13 protein-coding genes and 1 pseudogene are annotated in these 14904 nt (G+C 62.0%); 11 read left to right on the top strand and 3 right to left on the bottom strand.

The window, feature by feature from the left end; genetic code table 11:
* A pseudogene (locus G1E_RS29040) lies at nucleotides 1-176 on the top strand (GntR family transcriptional regulator); the annotation flags it as partial.
* 168 nt (nucleotides 177-344) lie between these two features.
* On the opposite strand, the gene smpB reads toward G1E_RS29040, so the two are convergent.
* The gene (gene smpB / locus G1E_RS00315) at nucleotides 345-827 is read right to left on the bottom strand and encodes an SsrA-binding protein SmpB (RefSeq protein ID WP_029887491.1); all 483 of its coding nucleotides are present in this window, start codon (nucleotides 825-827) and stop codon (nucleotides 345-347) included.
* A gap of 163 nt (nucleotides 828-990) precedes the next feature.
* Between smpB and G1E_RS00320 the strand changes: the two genes are divergently transcribed.
* On the top strand, nucleotides 991-1425 hold the full coding sequence (locus G1E_RS00320) for a type II toxin-antitoxin system RatA family toxin (RefSeq protein WP_009685329.1): 435 nt from the start codon (nucleotides 991-993) through the stop codon (nucleotides 1423-1425).
* 57 nt (nucleotides 1426-1482) lie between these two features.
* Here G1E_RS00320 and G1E_RS00325 read toward each other — a convergent pair whose 3' ends face one another.
* Nucleotides 1483-2019 (bottom strand): outer membrane protein assembly factor BamE, encoded by a 537-nt coding sequence (locus tag G1E_RS00325; RefSeq protein ID WP_009685330.1) that lies wholly within the window; start codon nucleotides 2017-2019, stop codon nucleotides 1483-1485.
* Between the two features lie 97 nt (nucleotides 2020-2116).
* Between G1E_RS00325 and fur the strand changes: the two genes are divergently transcribed.
* A complete protein-coding gene (gene fur / locus G1E_RS00330) occupies nucleotides 2117-2521 on the top strand; it encodes a ferric iron uptake transcriptional regulator (protein ID WP_009685331.1) in 405 nt (134 codons plus the stop codon).
* A 124-nt stretch (nucleotides 2522-2645) separates the two neighbouring features.
* On the opposite strand, the gene recN is transcribed toward fur, so the two are convergent.
* Nucleotides 2646-4319: a DNA repair protein RecN gene (gene recN / locus G1E_RS00335; protein WP_009685332.1), complete on the bottom strand. Its 1674-nt coding sequence runs from the start codon at nucleotides 4317-4319 to the stop codon at nucleotides 2646-2648.
* Nucleotides 4320-4512: 193 nt separating this feature from the next.
* On the opposite strand from recN, the gene grpE reads away from it, so the two are divergent.
* From grpE to G1E_RS00375, 8 genes are all read left to right on the top strand, one after another.
* The gene (gene grpE, locus G1E_RS00340; RefSeq protein ID WP_009685333.1) at nucleotides 4513-5070 is read left to right on the top strand and encodes a nucleotide exchange factor GrpE; all 558 of its coding nucleotides are present in this window, start codon (nucleotides 4513-4515) and stop codon (nucleotides 5068-5070) included.
* A 101-nt stretch (nucleotides 5071-5171) separates the two neighbouring features.
* On the top strand, nucleotides 5172-7097 hold the full coding sequence (dnaK, locus tag G1E_RS00345) for a molecular chaperone DnaK (RefSeq protein WP_009685334.1): 1926 nt from the start codon (nucleotides 5172-5174) through the stop codon (nucleotides 7095-7097).
* Nucleotides 7098-7293: 196 nt separating this feature from the next.
* The gene (gene dnaJ, locus G1E_RS00350) at nucleotides 7294-8418 is read left to right on the top strand and encodes a molecular chaperone DnaJ (protein ID WP_009685335.1); all 1125 of its coding nucleotides are present in this window, start codon (nucleotides 7294-7296) and stop codon (nucleotides 8416-8418) included.
* Nucleotides 8419-8431: 13 nt separating this feature from the next.
* Nucleotides 8432-9235: a 4-hydroxy-tetrahydrodipicolinate reductase gene (gene dapB / locus G1E_RS00355; RefSeq protein WP_009685336.1), complete on the top strand. Its 804-nt coding sequence runs from the start codon at nucleotides 8432-8434 to the stop codon at nucleotides 9233-9235.
* A 316-nt stretch (nucleotides 9236-9551) separates the two neighbouring features.
* Nucleotides 9552-10688 carry a glutamine-hydrolyzing carbamoyl-phosphate synthase small subunit gene (gene carA / locus G1E_RS00360; protein ID WP_003249935.1) on the top strand — a complete coding sequence of 379 codons (1137 nt, stop codon included), beginning with the start codon at nucleotides 9552-9554 and terminating at the stop codon, nucleotides 10686-10688.
* Nucleotides 10689-10793: 105 nt separating this feature from the next.
* A complete protein-coding gene (carB, locus tag G1E_RS00365) occupies nucleotides 10794-14015 on the top strand; it encodes a carbamoyl-phosphate synthase large subunit (protein ID WP_029885745.1) in 3222 nt (1073 codons plus the stop codon).
* Nucleotides 14012-14494 (top strand): transcription elongation factor GreA, encoded by a 483-nt coding sequence (greA, locus tag G1E_RS00370; protein ID WP_029885744.1) that lies wholly within the window; start codon nucleotides 14012-14014, stop codon nucleotides 14492-14494. The genes carB and greA overlap by 4 nt, the downstream gene beginning before the upstream one ends.
* On the top strand, nucleotides 14472-14904 hold a 433-nt coding region (locus G1E_RS00375), incomplete at its 3' end, for an MFS transporter (protein WP_084728177.1). The genes greA and G1E_RS00375, both read left to right, overlap by 23 nt.

Genomic DNA, 14904 nt, shown 5'->3' on the forward strand with positions numbered 1-14904 from the left:
CCCGCGACATGCTGATCAGCCAGCACCGCGAGCTGTACCTGGCGATTGTCGAAGGCAGGGCGGAGGAGGCGCGAGAGGTGTCCAGCCGGCACATCCTGTATGTGCAGGAAGTGCTGGAAGAGGCCCATGAGGAGGCGCAGCGGGTGGCGCGGGCGGAGCGGCGTAGCGGGCGTTGACTCGGTCTCTTCATGCATGTGCGGTTAATGTAGGAGCGGCCTTGTGTCGCGATGGGCTGCGAAGCGGCCCCTGGGCTTCGGCAATGAGCCGAGATTGCTGGGGCTGCTTCGCAGCCCATCGCGACACAAGGCCGCTCCTACACTGACCGCGCTGCTGACCAAGAAGGTTTAGTCTTCCTTGCCCTTGTTGCGCACCGCCCGCTGCAGCTCGCGGTTGGAATCGCGTTCGCGCACGGTGTCGCGCTTGTCGAATTCCTTCTTGCCCTTGCCCAGTGCAATTTCGCACTTGATCAGGTGCTTGCTCCAGTACAGCGACAACGCCACGCAGGTGTAACCCTTTTGCGCCACCGCCGCTTCCAGGCGCTCGAGCTCGCGCTTGTTCAGCAGCAGCTTGCGCGTGCGCATCGGGTCGGCGATCACGTGGGTGCTGGCCGTGGTCAGCGGGGTGATGTGGCTGCCGAACAGCCAGGCCTCACCGTCCTTGAGCAGCACGTAGCTGTCCACGAGGTGCGCCTTGCCGGCTCGCAGGCTTTTTACTTCCCAACCGGACAGGACCAGCCCGGCCTCGAACTTGTGTTCGATGAAGTAATCGTGTCGCGCTTTTTTGTTCTGCGCGATGGTCCCGGTCGGATGTTTCTTTTGTTTAGCCATAGGGCCGGCATTATAGGCAAGACCGTGCGTCGTTCGCTATGGGATTTCGGTGTGCTTGAGCCACCGCAATGAATACCGGACAATACAAGCCCTGTCCTGCCGACAGAATCTGTTTTTGGCACGCTGCGAAGCGCCGCCACCCAGCCTTGGAAGTGACGCCTGGATGACTACCCATATTCAACGCTCCGCCCTGCTGCCATACCCCGCCCAGGCGCTCTACGATCTGGTCAACGACGTGGCCAGCTACCCGCAGTTCCTGCCGTGGTGCTCGGCCGCGACGGTGATCGACAGCAGCGAAACGCACATGCGTGCCAAGCTCGAAGTGGCCAAGGGCGGCATGAGCCAGCACTTTGTGACGCGCAACGTGCTGGTGCCCGGGCAGTCCATCGAAATGAACCTGGAGGAGGGCCCCTTTACCCAATTGCATGGGGTGTGGGTGTTCAAGCCTTTGGGCGAGAAGGCCTGCAAAATCAGCCTGGACCTGTCGTTCGATTATGCCGGGCCCATTGTGCGTGCCACGTTGGGGCCGCTGTTCAACCAGGCGGCGAATACCCTGGTCGATGCGTTCTGCCAGCGTGCCAAGCAGTTGAACGGCTGATCAGGCAGGCAGCAACAAAAAGCCCGGAACAAGTCCGGGCTTTTTTGTTGCTTTCGATTACCGGGTTTCCAGCGGTGCTGGCGTAGGCACCGGGGTGGTCTCGATGGTATCGATTTCGCGCTGGATGGCCTCTTCGGTCGAACCAGGCTTGGCGGGTTGCTCCGCCGGTTGCGTGGCGGGCTGCTCGGTTTGGCCTGGCTCGGTGCCGGGGCTGACCGTGGTATCGCTGCTGCCACCCAGAATTTCCTGGTCGCGGCTAACGCCTGGCATAAAGTCGCCAGACAGGCTGACCAGTTGGTCGCTGTCGTTGAAGAAAATGCTCATGCGCTCCTGCTGGCGTTGGCCGCCACCAGGCTGCAGGCTGTACAGGTAATCCCAACGGTTGGTGTTGAAAGTGTCCTGAATCAGCGGGTTGCCCATGATAAACCGCACTTGCCGTCGGGTCATTCCCGGGCGCAATTGGTCTATCATGTCCTGCGTGACGACATTGCCCTGCTGGATGTCGATTTTGTAAACCCCGGGAAACGAGCAACCGGCGAGTGCGAGCAGTCCCGCGAGGGCGAGGCTGTTTAGCAAGAGCTTGGTGTTTTGCATCGGTGGGCGACTTCCACTATCTTGGCTGGACAACGTAAACCCCGATCATACCCGTATTAAGAGAAGCTGCGAAGCAGCATCGGCGAGAAAGCTGACCATGGTTGAAAATAGCGAATTACGCAAAGCCGGTCTCAAGGTAACCCTGCCTCGAGTCAAGATCCTTCAGATGCTCGACTCTGCCGAGCAGCGTCACATGAGCGCCGAGGATGTCTACAAGGCGCTGATGGAGGCTGGCGAGGACGTTGGCCTGGCTACCGTGTACCGCGTACTGACCCAGTTCGAAGCGGCGGGTCTGGTGGTTCGCCACAACTTCGACGGCGGTCATGCGGTATTCGAACTGGCCGATGGCGGTCACCACGACCATATGGTCGACGTGGATACCAGTGAAGTCATCGAGTTCATGGACGCCGCCATCGAGAAGCGTCAGCGTGAAATCGTGGAGGAACACGGTTTCGAGCTGGTGGACCACAATCTGGTCCTGTACGTGCGTAAGAAGAAGTAACGATTCAATCGTTATGGACAGCAAAGGCGACCTTCGGGTCGCCTTTGTGCTTTTAGGGGCAGTAGGTCAGTGAGCGGCATTGCGTCGCGACAGGGCCGCAAGCGGCCCCGGCAATCCAGTGGCTTCAGGCCTTGCTGGTAACCACCATCTTGCGCGCATGCGCCAGGGATTCCTTGGTCAGGTCGATGCCGCCCAGCATGCGCGCGACTTCTTCCACGCGCTCGCGCTTGCCCAGGCTGGCCACGGCGGTGTGGGTGGTGTCGCTGTTGCGCACCTTGTGCACGAACAGGTGGTGGTGCCCCTGCGCTGCCACCTGCGGCAGGTGGGTCACGGTCAGCACCTGGCCGCGCTCACCCAGCCGGCGCAGCAACTGGCCGACGATTTCCGCAGTGGGCCCGCCGATACCCACATCCACTTCGTCGAATACCAGCGTGGGAATGCGCGAGGTCTGTGCCGTGATCACCTGGATCGCCAGGCTGATGCGTGACAGTTCGCCACCCGACGCAACCTTGGCCAGGCCCTTGAGGGGTTGCCCCGGGTTGGCGCTGACCAGGAGCTCGATCTGCTCCAGGCCATGCGGCGAGAGTTCCGTACCCTCGTGCGGGGTCAGCTCGATACGGAAGCGCCCGCCAGGCATGCCCAGCCGCTGGATTTCCTGTTCCACCGCCACCGCCAACTGCTGGGCGGCCTGCCGGCGCAGGGCGCTGAGTTCGCTGGCCCGCTCTTTATAGTGCTGGGCGTACGCAGCCAGCTCTTCGCCCAGCTGTTCAATCGATTCATCGCTGGCGTTCAGGCCTTCCAGCTCTTCCATCAGTTGCTGCTGCAGGTGCGGCAGCTCGGTCGGGTGCACACGGTGTTTGCGCGCCAGGGTATAGATGGTGTCGAGGCGCTCCTCCAGTGCCTGCAGGCGCATCGGGTCGGCATCGAAGTTGTCCAGGAAGCGGTTAAGCTCACCCACCGCTTCTTCAACCTGGATCTGCGCGCTGGCGATCAGGTTGGCCGCCTCGGTCAGCGCCTTGGGCGACTGGGTGGCGGCGCCCAGGCGGTTGAGGCTGGCGGTGAGGGCGCTGAGTACGTTGCCCGAATCGCTTTCGCTGCACTGGTCGATGACCTGGCGGCAGATACCGAACAGGGCTTCGGCGCTGGTCAGGTTCTTGTGTTCCTGCTCCAGCTGTTCCAGCTCGTGCTCGCCGAGGGCAAGGTTGTCCAGCTCTTCCAGCTGGTAGCTGAGCAGTTGATGGCGGGCGCGCTGCTCGTCACCGGAGTTGGACAGGCGCTCCAGTTCCAGGCGGGTTTGCTGCCAGCGTTTGGCGACCAGTTGCACCTGGCGGGCCAGGTCGACAGCACCGGCGTACTCGTCTAGCAGGCGGCGGTGGGTGTCGGTTTTCAGTAGCGACTGGTGCTCATGCTGGCTGTGGATGTCGATCAGCAGTTCGCCCAGGGCCTTGAGGTCGCCGAGCGGGCACGGGGTGCCGTTGATGTAGCCCCGGCTGCGCCCTTCGGCGGTGATGACCCGGCGCAAAATGCACAGGCCGTCGCTGTCCATGTCGCGCTCGGCCAGCCAGGTGTGCGCCTCGGGGATGTCCACCAGGTCGAAGGTGGCCAGGATATCGGCCTTGTCGGTGCCAGGGCGCACCACGCCGCTGTCGGCCCGGTCGCCCAGGGCCAGGCCGAGGGCGTCGAGCATGATCGATTTGCCAGCGCCGGTCTCGCCCGTGATGACGGACATGCCGCGGGCGATTTCGAGGTCGAGGTGTTCGACGATGGCGTAGTTGTGAATGGACAGGTGCACCAGCATGGGGGGCGGCTCCCGAAAAGTCAGGTCTGGTTATTTATACAGTACTTTTTTCAGGCCTGCCAATGCCTCTTGGCGGATTCTGTTTGTGCCTGAAAACCCGCTTGCCCCTTGAAGCTGGTTTTTCCGGCCCCATATAGCCGACAACCAAGGCGAGCCTGGCTCGCAGTCTACAAAATTGCGCAGGAGAGACCCCATGGCTGACGAACAGCTGAACGAAAAAGACCTTAATGTTGAAGAAACCGGTGCCCAAGCCACTGCGGATGCCCGTGTTCTGGAACTCGAGGAACAGCTGGCCGCCGCCAAGGACCAATCGCTGCGCGCCGTGGCCGACTTGCAGAACGTGCGCCGCCGCGCCGAGCAGGATGTCGAGAAAGCCCACAAGTTCGCCCTGGAGAAGTTCTCCAGCGACCTGCTGCCGGTGATCGACAGCCTGGAACTGGCCCTGGCCCACTCCAGCGCCGAGGATGAAAACGTCAAGCAGATCCGCGAAGGCGTGGAGCTGACCCTGAAAATGTTCCAGGACACCCTCAAGCGCTACAACCTCGAAGCGGTCGACCCGCATGGCCAGCCGTTCAACCCTGAGCACCACCAGGCCATGGCCATGCAGGAAAGCGCTGACGTAGAGCCTAACAGCGTGTTGAACGTGTTCCAGAAGGGGTACCTGCTCAACGGCCGCCTGCTGCGCCCCGCCATGGTGGTGGTCAGCAAGGCGCCGAGCGCGGCGCAACCCTCGATCAATGAAAAGGCTTGAAATCCGTCGGGGCATCCCCATCTAGGTGTCAAGCCTTCAAGTATTACCGCAGTTGGCCAAATTAGTCGCTGCTACCAAATTCAAGTTTCGGGAGAGTTAACATGGGCAAGATCATCGGTATCGACCTGGGGACCACCAACTCGTGCGTCTCTATTCTGGAAAACGGTAACGTCAAAGTCATCGAAAACGCCGAGGGTGCGCGTACTACCCCTTCGATCGTGGCCTACGCCAACGATGGCGAAATCCTGGTTGGCCAGTCGGCCAAGCGCCAGGCCGTCACCAACCCGCACAACACCCTGTTCGCCGTGAAGCGCCTGATCGGCCGCCGCTTCGAAGAAGACGTCGTGCAGAAAGACATCAAGCTGGTGCCCTACAAAATCGTCAAGGCCAGCAATGGCGACGCTTGGGTACAAGCGGGCGGCAAAGACATGGCACCGCCGCAAATCAGCGCTGAAGTGCTGAAGAAAATGAAGAAAACCGCCGAAGACTACCTCGGCGAGGCCGTGACCGAAGCGGTAATCACCGTGCCGGCCTACTTCAACGACAGCCAGCGCCAGGCTACCAAAGACGCCGGCCGCATCGCGGGCCTGGACGTAAAACGTATCATCAACGAGCCGACTGCCGCTGCACTGGCCTACGGCATGGACAAGGCCAAGGGCGACCACACCGTCATCGTCTATGACCTGGGTGGTGGTACCTTCGACGTGTCGGTCATTGAAATTGCCGAAGTCGACGGCGAGCACCAGTTCGAAGTACTGGCTACCAACGGCGACACCTTCCTGGGTGGCGAAGACTTCGACATGCGCCTGATCGACTACCTCGTCGACGAGTTCAAGAAAGAGTCGGGCATGGACCTGAAGAACGATCCACTGGCCCTGCAGCGTCTGAAAGAAGCTGCTGAAAAAGCCAAGATCGAGCTGTCGTCCGCTCAGTCGACCGACGTCAACCTGCCGTACATCACTGCAGATGCCACCGGTCCGAAGCACCTGAACGTGAAAATCTCCCGCGCCAAGCTGGAGTCGCTGGTCGAAGACCTGGTTACCCGTACCATCGAGCCATGCCGCGTAGCGCTGAAAGACGCCGGCATTGACGCCAGCAAGATCGACGACGTGATCCTGGTCGGTGGCCAGACCCGTATGCCGCTGGTGCAGAAGGCCGTTGCTGACTTCTTCGGTAAAGAAGCCCGCAAGGACGTCAACCCGGACGAAGCCGTGGCCATGGGTGCTGCCATTCAGGGCGCGGTACTGGCTGGCGACGTGAAAGACGTGCTGCTGCTGGACGTCAGCCCACTGACCCTGGGTATCGAAACCATGGGCGGCGTGATGACTTCGCTGATCGAGAAGAACACCACCATCCCGACCAAGAAGTCGCAGGTGTTCTCGACTGCCGACGACAACCAGGGCGCTGTGACCATTCACGTGCTGCAGGGTGAGCGTAAGCAGGCTGCGCAGAACAAGTCGCTGGGCAAGTTCGACCTGGCCGACATTCCGCCAGCGCCACGCGGTGTGCCGCAAATCGAAGTGACCTTCGACATCGACGCCAACGGCATCCTGCACGTCAGCGCCAAAGACAAGGCCACCGGCAAGTCGCAGTCGATCGTGATCAAGGCCAACTCCGGCCTGTCGGACGAAGAAATCGAGCGCATGGTGCGTGACGCCGAGGCCAACGCCGAGGAAGACCGCAAGTTCGAAGAGCTGGCTGCTGCCCGTAACCAGGGTGATGCGCTGGTTCACTCGACCCGCAAGATGGTTGCTGACGCCGGTGACAAGGTTACCGCTGAAGAGAAAACCGCCATCGAGGCTGCCGTGGTTGCCCTGGAAGCCGCTGTCAAAGGCGACGACAAGGCCGCCATCGACGCCAAGGTCGAAGAGCTGTCCAAGGTCTCTGCCCCGGTTGCCCAGAAGATGTACGCCGAGCAGTCGGCCGAACAGCCTCAGGGTGGCGCGCAGCAGGCCGAGCCGGAAGCCAAGCACGATGACGTGGTTGACGCCGAGTTCGAAGAAGTCAAAGGCGACGACAAGAAGTAATCGTTGCATGTTGTCGGCCAGTTCACCGTGGTTTGTCGGTGAACTGGTAGGATGTCGCCGCGCGGGGGCTTGCTCCCGCGTTGGCGTATCTGGAATTCGAGAATTTTTACAGCATCTGTCAGCGGCCCCGCTGGGCGAGCGCAGGTGCTGATGGCGTGGCGCAGATGCCACACGCCCAACAAGGTGCAAATGACCTATGTCCAAGCGTGATTATTATGAGGTTCTGGGTGTCGAGCGCGGCGCCACCGAGGCAGACCTCAAAAAGGCTTATCGCCGTCTGGCGATGAAATACCACCCGGACCGCAACCCGGGCGATAAAGAGTCCGAAGACAAGTTCAAAGAGGCCAACGAGGCCTACGAAGTGCTGTCTGATGCCAGCAAGCGCGCGGCGTTCGACCAGTATGGCCATGCCGGTGTCGACCCGAGCATGGGTGGCGGCGGCCCTGGTTTCGGTGGCGCAAACTTCTCCGACATCTTCGGCGATGTGTTCAGCGACTTCTTCGGCGGTGGCCGCGGTGGCGGACGCGGTGGCGCCCAGCGTGGCAGCGACCTGCGTTACACCCTGGAGCTGAACCTGGAAGAAGCGGTGCGCGGCACTACGGTCAGCATCCGCGTGCCGACCCTGGTCAACTGCCAGCCGTGCGATGGCTCCGGCGCCAAGAAGGGCTCCACCCCGTCGACCTGCCCCACCTGTGGTGGCATCGGCCAGGTCCGCATGCAGCAGGGCTTCTTCTCGGTGCAGCAAACCTGCCCGCGTTGCCATGGCCAGGGCAAGATCATCACCGACCCTTGCACCTCGTGCCACGGCGAAGGCCGCGTCGAGGAATACAAGACCCTGTCGGTCAAGGTGCCGGCCGGTGTCGATACCGGTGACCGCATCCGTCTGTCGGGTGAAGGCGAGGCCGGCACCCATGGTGGCCCGACCGGCGACCTGTATGTGGTGATCAGTGTGCGTGAGCACGAGATCTTCCAGCGTGACGGCAAGCACCTGTACTGCGAAGTGCCGATCAGCTACACCGATGCCGCCCTGGGCGGCGAGCTGGAAGTGCCGACCCTCGATGGCCGCGTGAAGCTGCGTATTCCGGAAGGCACCCAGACCGGCAAGCAGTTCCGCTTGCGTGGCAAGGGTGTGGCGCCGGTGCGCGGTGGTGGTGCCGGTGACCTGCTGTGCCGTGTGGCGGTGGAAACCCCGGTCAACCTCAGCCGCCGCCAGCGCGAACTGCTCGAAGAGCTGCGTGATTCGCTGGAAGGCGACAGCTCGCACTCGCCCAAGGCCAGTGGCTGGTTCGATGGCGTGAAGCGCTTCTTCGGCGATCTCTGACAAGGAAAAGGCTATGCGACGTATTGCAGTGATGGGCGCGGCAGGGCGTATGGGCAAGACCCTCATCGAGGCCGTGCAGCAGCAACCCGGCGCCGGGCTGACGGCGGCGGTCGACCGCCCGGACAGCTCGCTGGTCGGCGCCGATGCCGGTGAACTGGCGGCCCTGGGGCGCATTGGTGTGCTGCTGTCCGACGACCTGGCCAAGGTGGTGGACGAGTTCGACGTGCTGATCGATTTCACCCACCCGTCGGTCACCCTGAAGAACCTGGCGTTCTGCCGCAAGCACGGCAAGGCCATGGTCATCGGTACCACCGGTTTTACCGTCGAAGAAAAGCAGTTGCTGGCCGAGGCGGGCAAGGACATTCCAATCGTGTTCGCTGCCAACTTCAGCGTCGGCGTCAACCTGAGCCTGAAGTTGCTCGACATGGCGGCACGCGTGCTGGGCGATGATGTGGATATCGAAATCATCGAGGCGCACCACCGCCACAAGGTCGATGCCCCTTCGGGTACGGCGTTGCGCATGGGTGAAGTGGTTGCCAACGCGCTGGGCCGCGATCTGCAGGAAGTGGCCGTGTATGGCCGTGAAGGGCAGACCGGCGCGCGCGACCGCAAGACGATCGGCTTTGCCACCGTACGTGCCGGCGACGTGGTCGGTGATCACACCGTGCTGTTCGCTGCAGAAGGCGAGCGCCTGGAGATCACCCACAAGGCCTCCAGCCGCATGACCTTCGCCAAGGGCGCGGTGCGTGCGGCGCTGTGGCTCGACGGGCGTGAGCCTGGCCTGTACGACATGCAGGATGTGCTTGATCTGCGTTAAGCAGTGAGGGCTGTGTTGGGTTATTCGCGGGCTTGCCCGCTCCTACAGGTTTTGTGCAAGGCCCAAGCCCTGTGGGAGCGGGCAAGCCCGTGAAGACGCCAACACAATAGTCAGCCTGTCGCATCGATGTGTTTTAGAGGCACATATGCGGTAGACCGAAAACGCACTTTTCTGTAAGCTACAGCTTTAGTGTGTCCACTAAAAGCGCGCAGCGAATTGAATTCAGCACATGAAAGCGGGGTGACGTGTCCATACGTCACTCCGCTTTTTTGCAACCTGCGATCGCCCTTTCATGCTTGATTTACGGGAGGTCTTCTTGACAAAGCCAGCCATACTCGCCCTTGCCGACGGCAGTATTTTTCGCGGTGAAGCCATTGGTGCCGACGGTCAGACCGTTGGTGAGGTGGTATTCAACACCGCTATGACCGGCTACCAGGAAATCCTTACAGACCCTTCCTACGCGCAGCAAATCGTCACCCTGACCTACCCGCACATCGGCAACACCGGTACCACCCCGGAAGACGCCGAGTCCAACCGCGTGTGGTCCGCCGGCCTGGTCATCCGTGACCTGCCGCTGCTGGCCAGCAACTGGCGCAACACCCAGTCGCTGCCGGAGTACCTCAAGGCCAACAATGTGGTTGCCATCGCCGGCATCGACACCCGTCGCCTCACCCGCATCCTGCGTGAGAAGGGCGCCCAGAACGGCTGCATCCTGGCGGGTGACAACATCAGCGAAGAGGCGGCCATCGCCGCTGCCCGCGGTTTCCCGGGCCTCAAGGGCATGGACCTGGCCAAGGTGGTTTCCACCAAGGAACGCTACGAGTGGCGCTCCAGCGTGTGGGAGCTGAAAACCGACAGCCACCCGACCATCGACGCGGCCGACCTGCCCTACCACGTGGTGGCCTTCGACTACGGCGTCAAGCTGAACATCCTGCGCATGCTGGTTGCCCGTGGCTGCCGCGTGACCGTGGTGCCGGCCCAGACCCCGGCCAGCGAAGTGCTGGCGCTCAACCCGGACGGCGTGTTCCTGTCCAACGGCCCTGGCGACCCCGAGCCGTGCGACTACGCCATCCAGGCCATCAAGGAAATCCTCGAAACCGAGATTCCGGTATTCGGCATCTGCCTGGGCCACCAGTTGCTGGCGCTGGCCTCCGGTGCCAAGACTGTGAAAATGGGCCATGGCCACCACGGTGCCAACCACCCGGTGCAAGACCTGGACACCGGCGTGGTCATGATCACCAGCCAGAACCACGGCTTTGCCGTTGACGAAGCCACCCTGCCGGGCAATGTCCGCGCCATCCACAAGTCGCTGTTCGACGGCACCCTGCAGGGTATCGAGCGTACCGACAAGAGCGCGTTCAGCTTCCAGGGCCACCCTGAAGCGAGCCCAGGCCCGACCGACGTCGCGCCACTGTTCGATCGTTTCACCGATGCCATGGCCAAGCGCCGCTGAGCATCCTGCTTCAAGGCCCCGGGCCGGCACACGCCGCGCCCGGCAGCGCCTGACCCAGATTGTTCAAAGCGGCTTGCCGACTGACCCCGGATTTGAGTGACCACCATGCCAAAACGTACAGACATCAAAAGCATCCTGATTCTCGGCGCTGGCCCGATCGTGATCGGCCAGGCCTGTGAATTCGACTACTCCGGCGCCCAGGCTTGCAAAGCCCTGCGCGAGGAAGGTTTCCGCGTCATCCTGGTGAACTCCAACCCAGCCACCATCATGACCGACCCGGCCATGGCCGACGCCACCTACATCGAGCCGATCAAGTGGCAGTCGGTGGCCAAGATCATCGAGAAAGAGCGCCCAGACGCCGTGCTGCCGACCATGGGTGGCCAGACTGCACTGAACTGCGCCCTGGACCTGGAGCGCCACGGCGTTCTGGAAAAGTTCGGCGTAGAGATGATCGGTGCCAACGCCGACACCATCGACAAGGCCGAAGACCGCTCGCGCTTCGACAAGGCAATGAAGGACATCGGCCTGGAGTGCCCGCGTTCGGGTATCGCCCACAGCATGGAAGAGGCCAATGCGGTGCTGGAGAAGCTGGGCTTCCCTTGCATCATCCGCCCGTCGTTCACCATGGGCGGCACTGGCGGCGGTATTGCCTACAACCGTGAAGAATTCGAAGAAATCTGCACCCGTGGCCTGGACCTGTCGCCAACCAAGGAACTGCTGATCGACGAATCGCTGATCGGTTGGAAAGAGTACGAGATGGAAGTGGTCCGCGACAAAAAGGACAACTGCATCATCGTCTGCTCCATCGAGAACTTCGACCCGATGGGCGTGCACACCGGTGACTCGATCACGGTTGCCCCGGCGCAGACCCTGACCGACAAGGAATACCAGATCATGCGCAACGCCTCGCTGGCGGTGCTGCGTGAAATTGGTGTGGAAACCGGCGGTTCCAACGTGCAGTTCGGTATCTGCCCGAACACCGGCCGCATGGTCGTGATCGAGATGAACCCGCGCGTTTCGCGTTCCTCGGCATTGGCCTCCAAGGCTACTGGCTTCCCGATCGCCAAGATCGCCGCCAAGCTGGCCATCGGCTACACCCTCGACGAGCTGCAGAACGACATCACCGGCGGCCGTACCCCGGCCTCCTTCGAGCCGTCGATCGACTACGTGGTCACCAAGCTGCCGCGCTTCGCCTTCGAGAAATTCCCCAAGGCCGACGCCCGCCTGACCACCCAGATGAAGTCCGTGGGTGAAGTCATGGCCATCGGCCGTACCTTCCAGGAGTCCCTGCAGAAAGCCCTGCGTGGCCTGGAAGTGGGCGCTTGCGGCCTCGACCCGAAAGTCGACCTGGCCAGCCCGGAAGCTGCCAGCATCCTCAAGCGCGAGCTGACCGTGCCGGGTGCCGAGCGTATCTGGTATGTCGCCGACGCCATGCGTTCGGGCATGACCTGCGAAGAAATCTTCAATCTGACCGGCATCGACATGTGGTTCCTGGTGCAGATGGAAGACCTGATCAAAGAAGAAGAGAAGGTCAAGACCCTGGCCCTGTCGGCCATCGACAAGGACTACATGCTGCGCCTCAAGCGCAAGGGCTTCTCTGACCAGCGCCTGGCCAAGCTGTTGGGTATCACCGACAAGAACCTGCGCCGCCACCGCCACAAGCTCGAAGTGTTCCCGGTGTACAAGCGCGTCGATACCTGCGCCGCCGAGTTCGCCACCGACACCGCCTACCTGTACTCCACCTACGAGGAAGAGTGCGAGGCCAACCCGTCGACCCGTGACAAGATCATGATCCTGGGTGGTGGCCCGAACCGTATCGGCCAAGGTATCGAGTTCGACTACTGCTGCGTACACGCCGCTCTGGCGCTGCGTGACGACGGTTACGAGACCATCATGGTCAACTGCAACCCGGAAACCGTTTCCACCGACTACGACACCTCCGACCGCCTGTACTTCGAGCCGCTGACCCTGGAAGACGTGCTGGAAGTGTGCCGCGTCGAGAAGCCCAAAGGCGTGATCGTGCACTACGGCGGCCAGACCCCGCTGAAGCTGGCGCGCGCCCTGGAAGAGGCCGGTGTGCCGATCATCGGTACCAGCCCGGACGCCATCGACCGCGCCGAAGACCGCGAGCGCTTCCAGCAGATGGTCCAGCGCCTGAACCTGCTGCAGCCGCCAAACGCGACCGTGCGCAGCGAAGAAGAGGCCATTCGTGCCGCCGGCAGCATCGGCTACCCGCTGGTCGTGCGCCCATCCTATGTACTGGGTGGCCGTGCCATGGAGATCGTCTACGAACTGGACGAGCTCAAGCGCTACCTGCGTGAGGCTGTTCAGGTTTCCAACGACAGCCCGGTACTGCTCGACCACTTCCTCAACTGCGCCATCGAAATGGACGTGGATGCGGTGTGCGACGGTACCGACGTGGTCATCGGCGCGATCATGCAGCACATCGAACAGGCCGGCGTTCACTCCGGTGACTCGGCATGCTCCCTGCCACCTTACTCGCTGAGCAAGGGCGTGCAGGACGAAGTGCGCGAACAGGTCAAGAAAATGGCCCTGGAGCTGGGCGTGGTCGGCCTGATGAACGTGCAGCTGGCCCTGCAGGGCGACAAGATCTACGTGATCGAAGTCAACCCGCGTGCATCGCGTACCGTGCCGTTCGTGTCCAAGTGCATCGGCACTTCCCTGGCCATGATCGCGGCCCGCGTCATGGCTGGCAAAACCCTGAAAGAGCTGGGCTTCACCCAGGAAATCATCCCGAACTTCTACAGCGTCAAGGAAGCCGTCTTCCCGTTCGCCAAGTTCCCAGGGGTTGACCCGATCCTCGGCCCTGAGATGAAATCGACCGGTGAGGTCATGGGTGTTGGTGACAGCTTCGGTGAAGCCTTCGCCAAGGCCCAGATGGGTGCCAGCGAAGTGCTGCCTACTGGCGGCACCGCGTTCATCAGCGTGCGTGACGACGACAAGCCACAAGTGGCTGGCGTTGCCCGTGACCTGATCGCCCTGGGCTTCGAAGTGGTTGCTACTGCCGGCACCGCCAAGGTTATCGAGGCGGCTGGCCTGAAAGTGCGCCGCGTGAACAAGGTGACCGAAGGCCGCCCGCACGTGGTCGACATGATCAAGAACGACGAAGTGTCGCTGATCATCAACACCACCGAAGGCCGCCAGTCGATCGCCGACTCCTACTCGATTCGCCGCAATGCGCTGCAGCACAAGATTTACTGCACCACTACCATTGCGGCTGGTGAAGCCATCTGCGAGGCGTTGAAATTCGGTCCCGAGAAGACTGTTCGTCGCCTGCAGGATCTGCATGCAGGACTCAAAGCATGAGCATTACCAAATACCCGATGACCGTCCAGGGCGCTCGCGCCCTGGAAGAGGAGCTGACCTTCCTGAGCAAGACCGAGCGCCCGCGCCTGAGCCAAGCCATTGGTGAAGCGCGTGAGCTGGGCGACCTCAAGGAAAACGCCGAATACCATGCCGCGCGTGAAGAGCAGGGCATGGTCGAGGCGCGTATCCGCGATATCGAAGGCCGCCTGCAGAACTCGGTGGTGATCGACGTCACCACCATCGCTCACACCGGCAAGGTGATTTTTGGCACCACCGTGGTGCTGGCCAACACCGAAACCGATGAAGAAGTGACCTATCAGATCGTTGGCGAAGATGAAGCCGATGTGAAGAAAGGCAAGCTGTCGAACAGCGCCCCGATTGCCCGTGCCATCATTGGCAAGGAAGAAGGGGATACCGTTGTCGTCAAGACGCCTAACGGTACGGTCGAGTACGAGATTGTCGAAGTCAAACACATCTGACCGGCGCCTGCGGGCGCCATCCCTTGAGGGGATCCTCTGGCAACTGGCCCAGGTGTTCTGGGTCGGTGGCCTGTGGGTGTTCCATGTGGGGCTGGTGCCTGCGCTCAAGGTCAGCGGCCTGGCGCCGCTGCTGGTGCAGGATATCGCCGGGCAGATCGACCGCTGGTTGATCGGCGTGGCGTTGCTTGGCTTGTTGACCCAGCTGGCTGTGCTGGCAAGGGTGGAAGGCCTGGCGGCCTGGTGGCGGCAGTTTCGCGGCCAGATGCTGTTGCTCGGCTTCGGTGCGTGTGTGGGGTACTACACCCTGCGTTACGGCATTTCCGTTGGCGAGCGCTGGCAGATGTTCTGCTTCCTGGTGCTGGGCTTCTCCGGCATCGTGCTGGTGGCCCAGCCGGTGCCGGTCAAAGCCC

Origin of the sequence: Pseudomonas sp. TJI-51 (genome assembly GCF_000190455.2) — a bacterium.
GTDB lineage: Bacteria > Pseudomonadota > Gammaproteobacteria > Pseudomonadales > Pseudomonadaceae > Aquipseudomonas > Aquipseudomonas juntendi.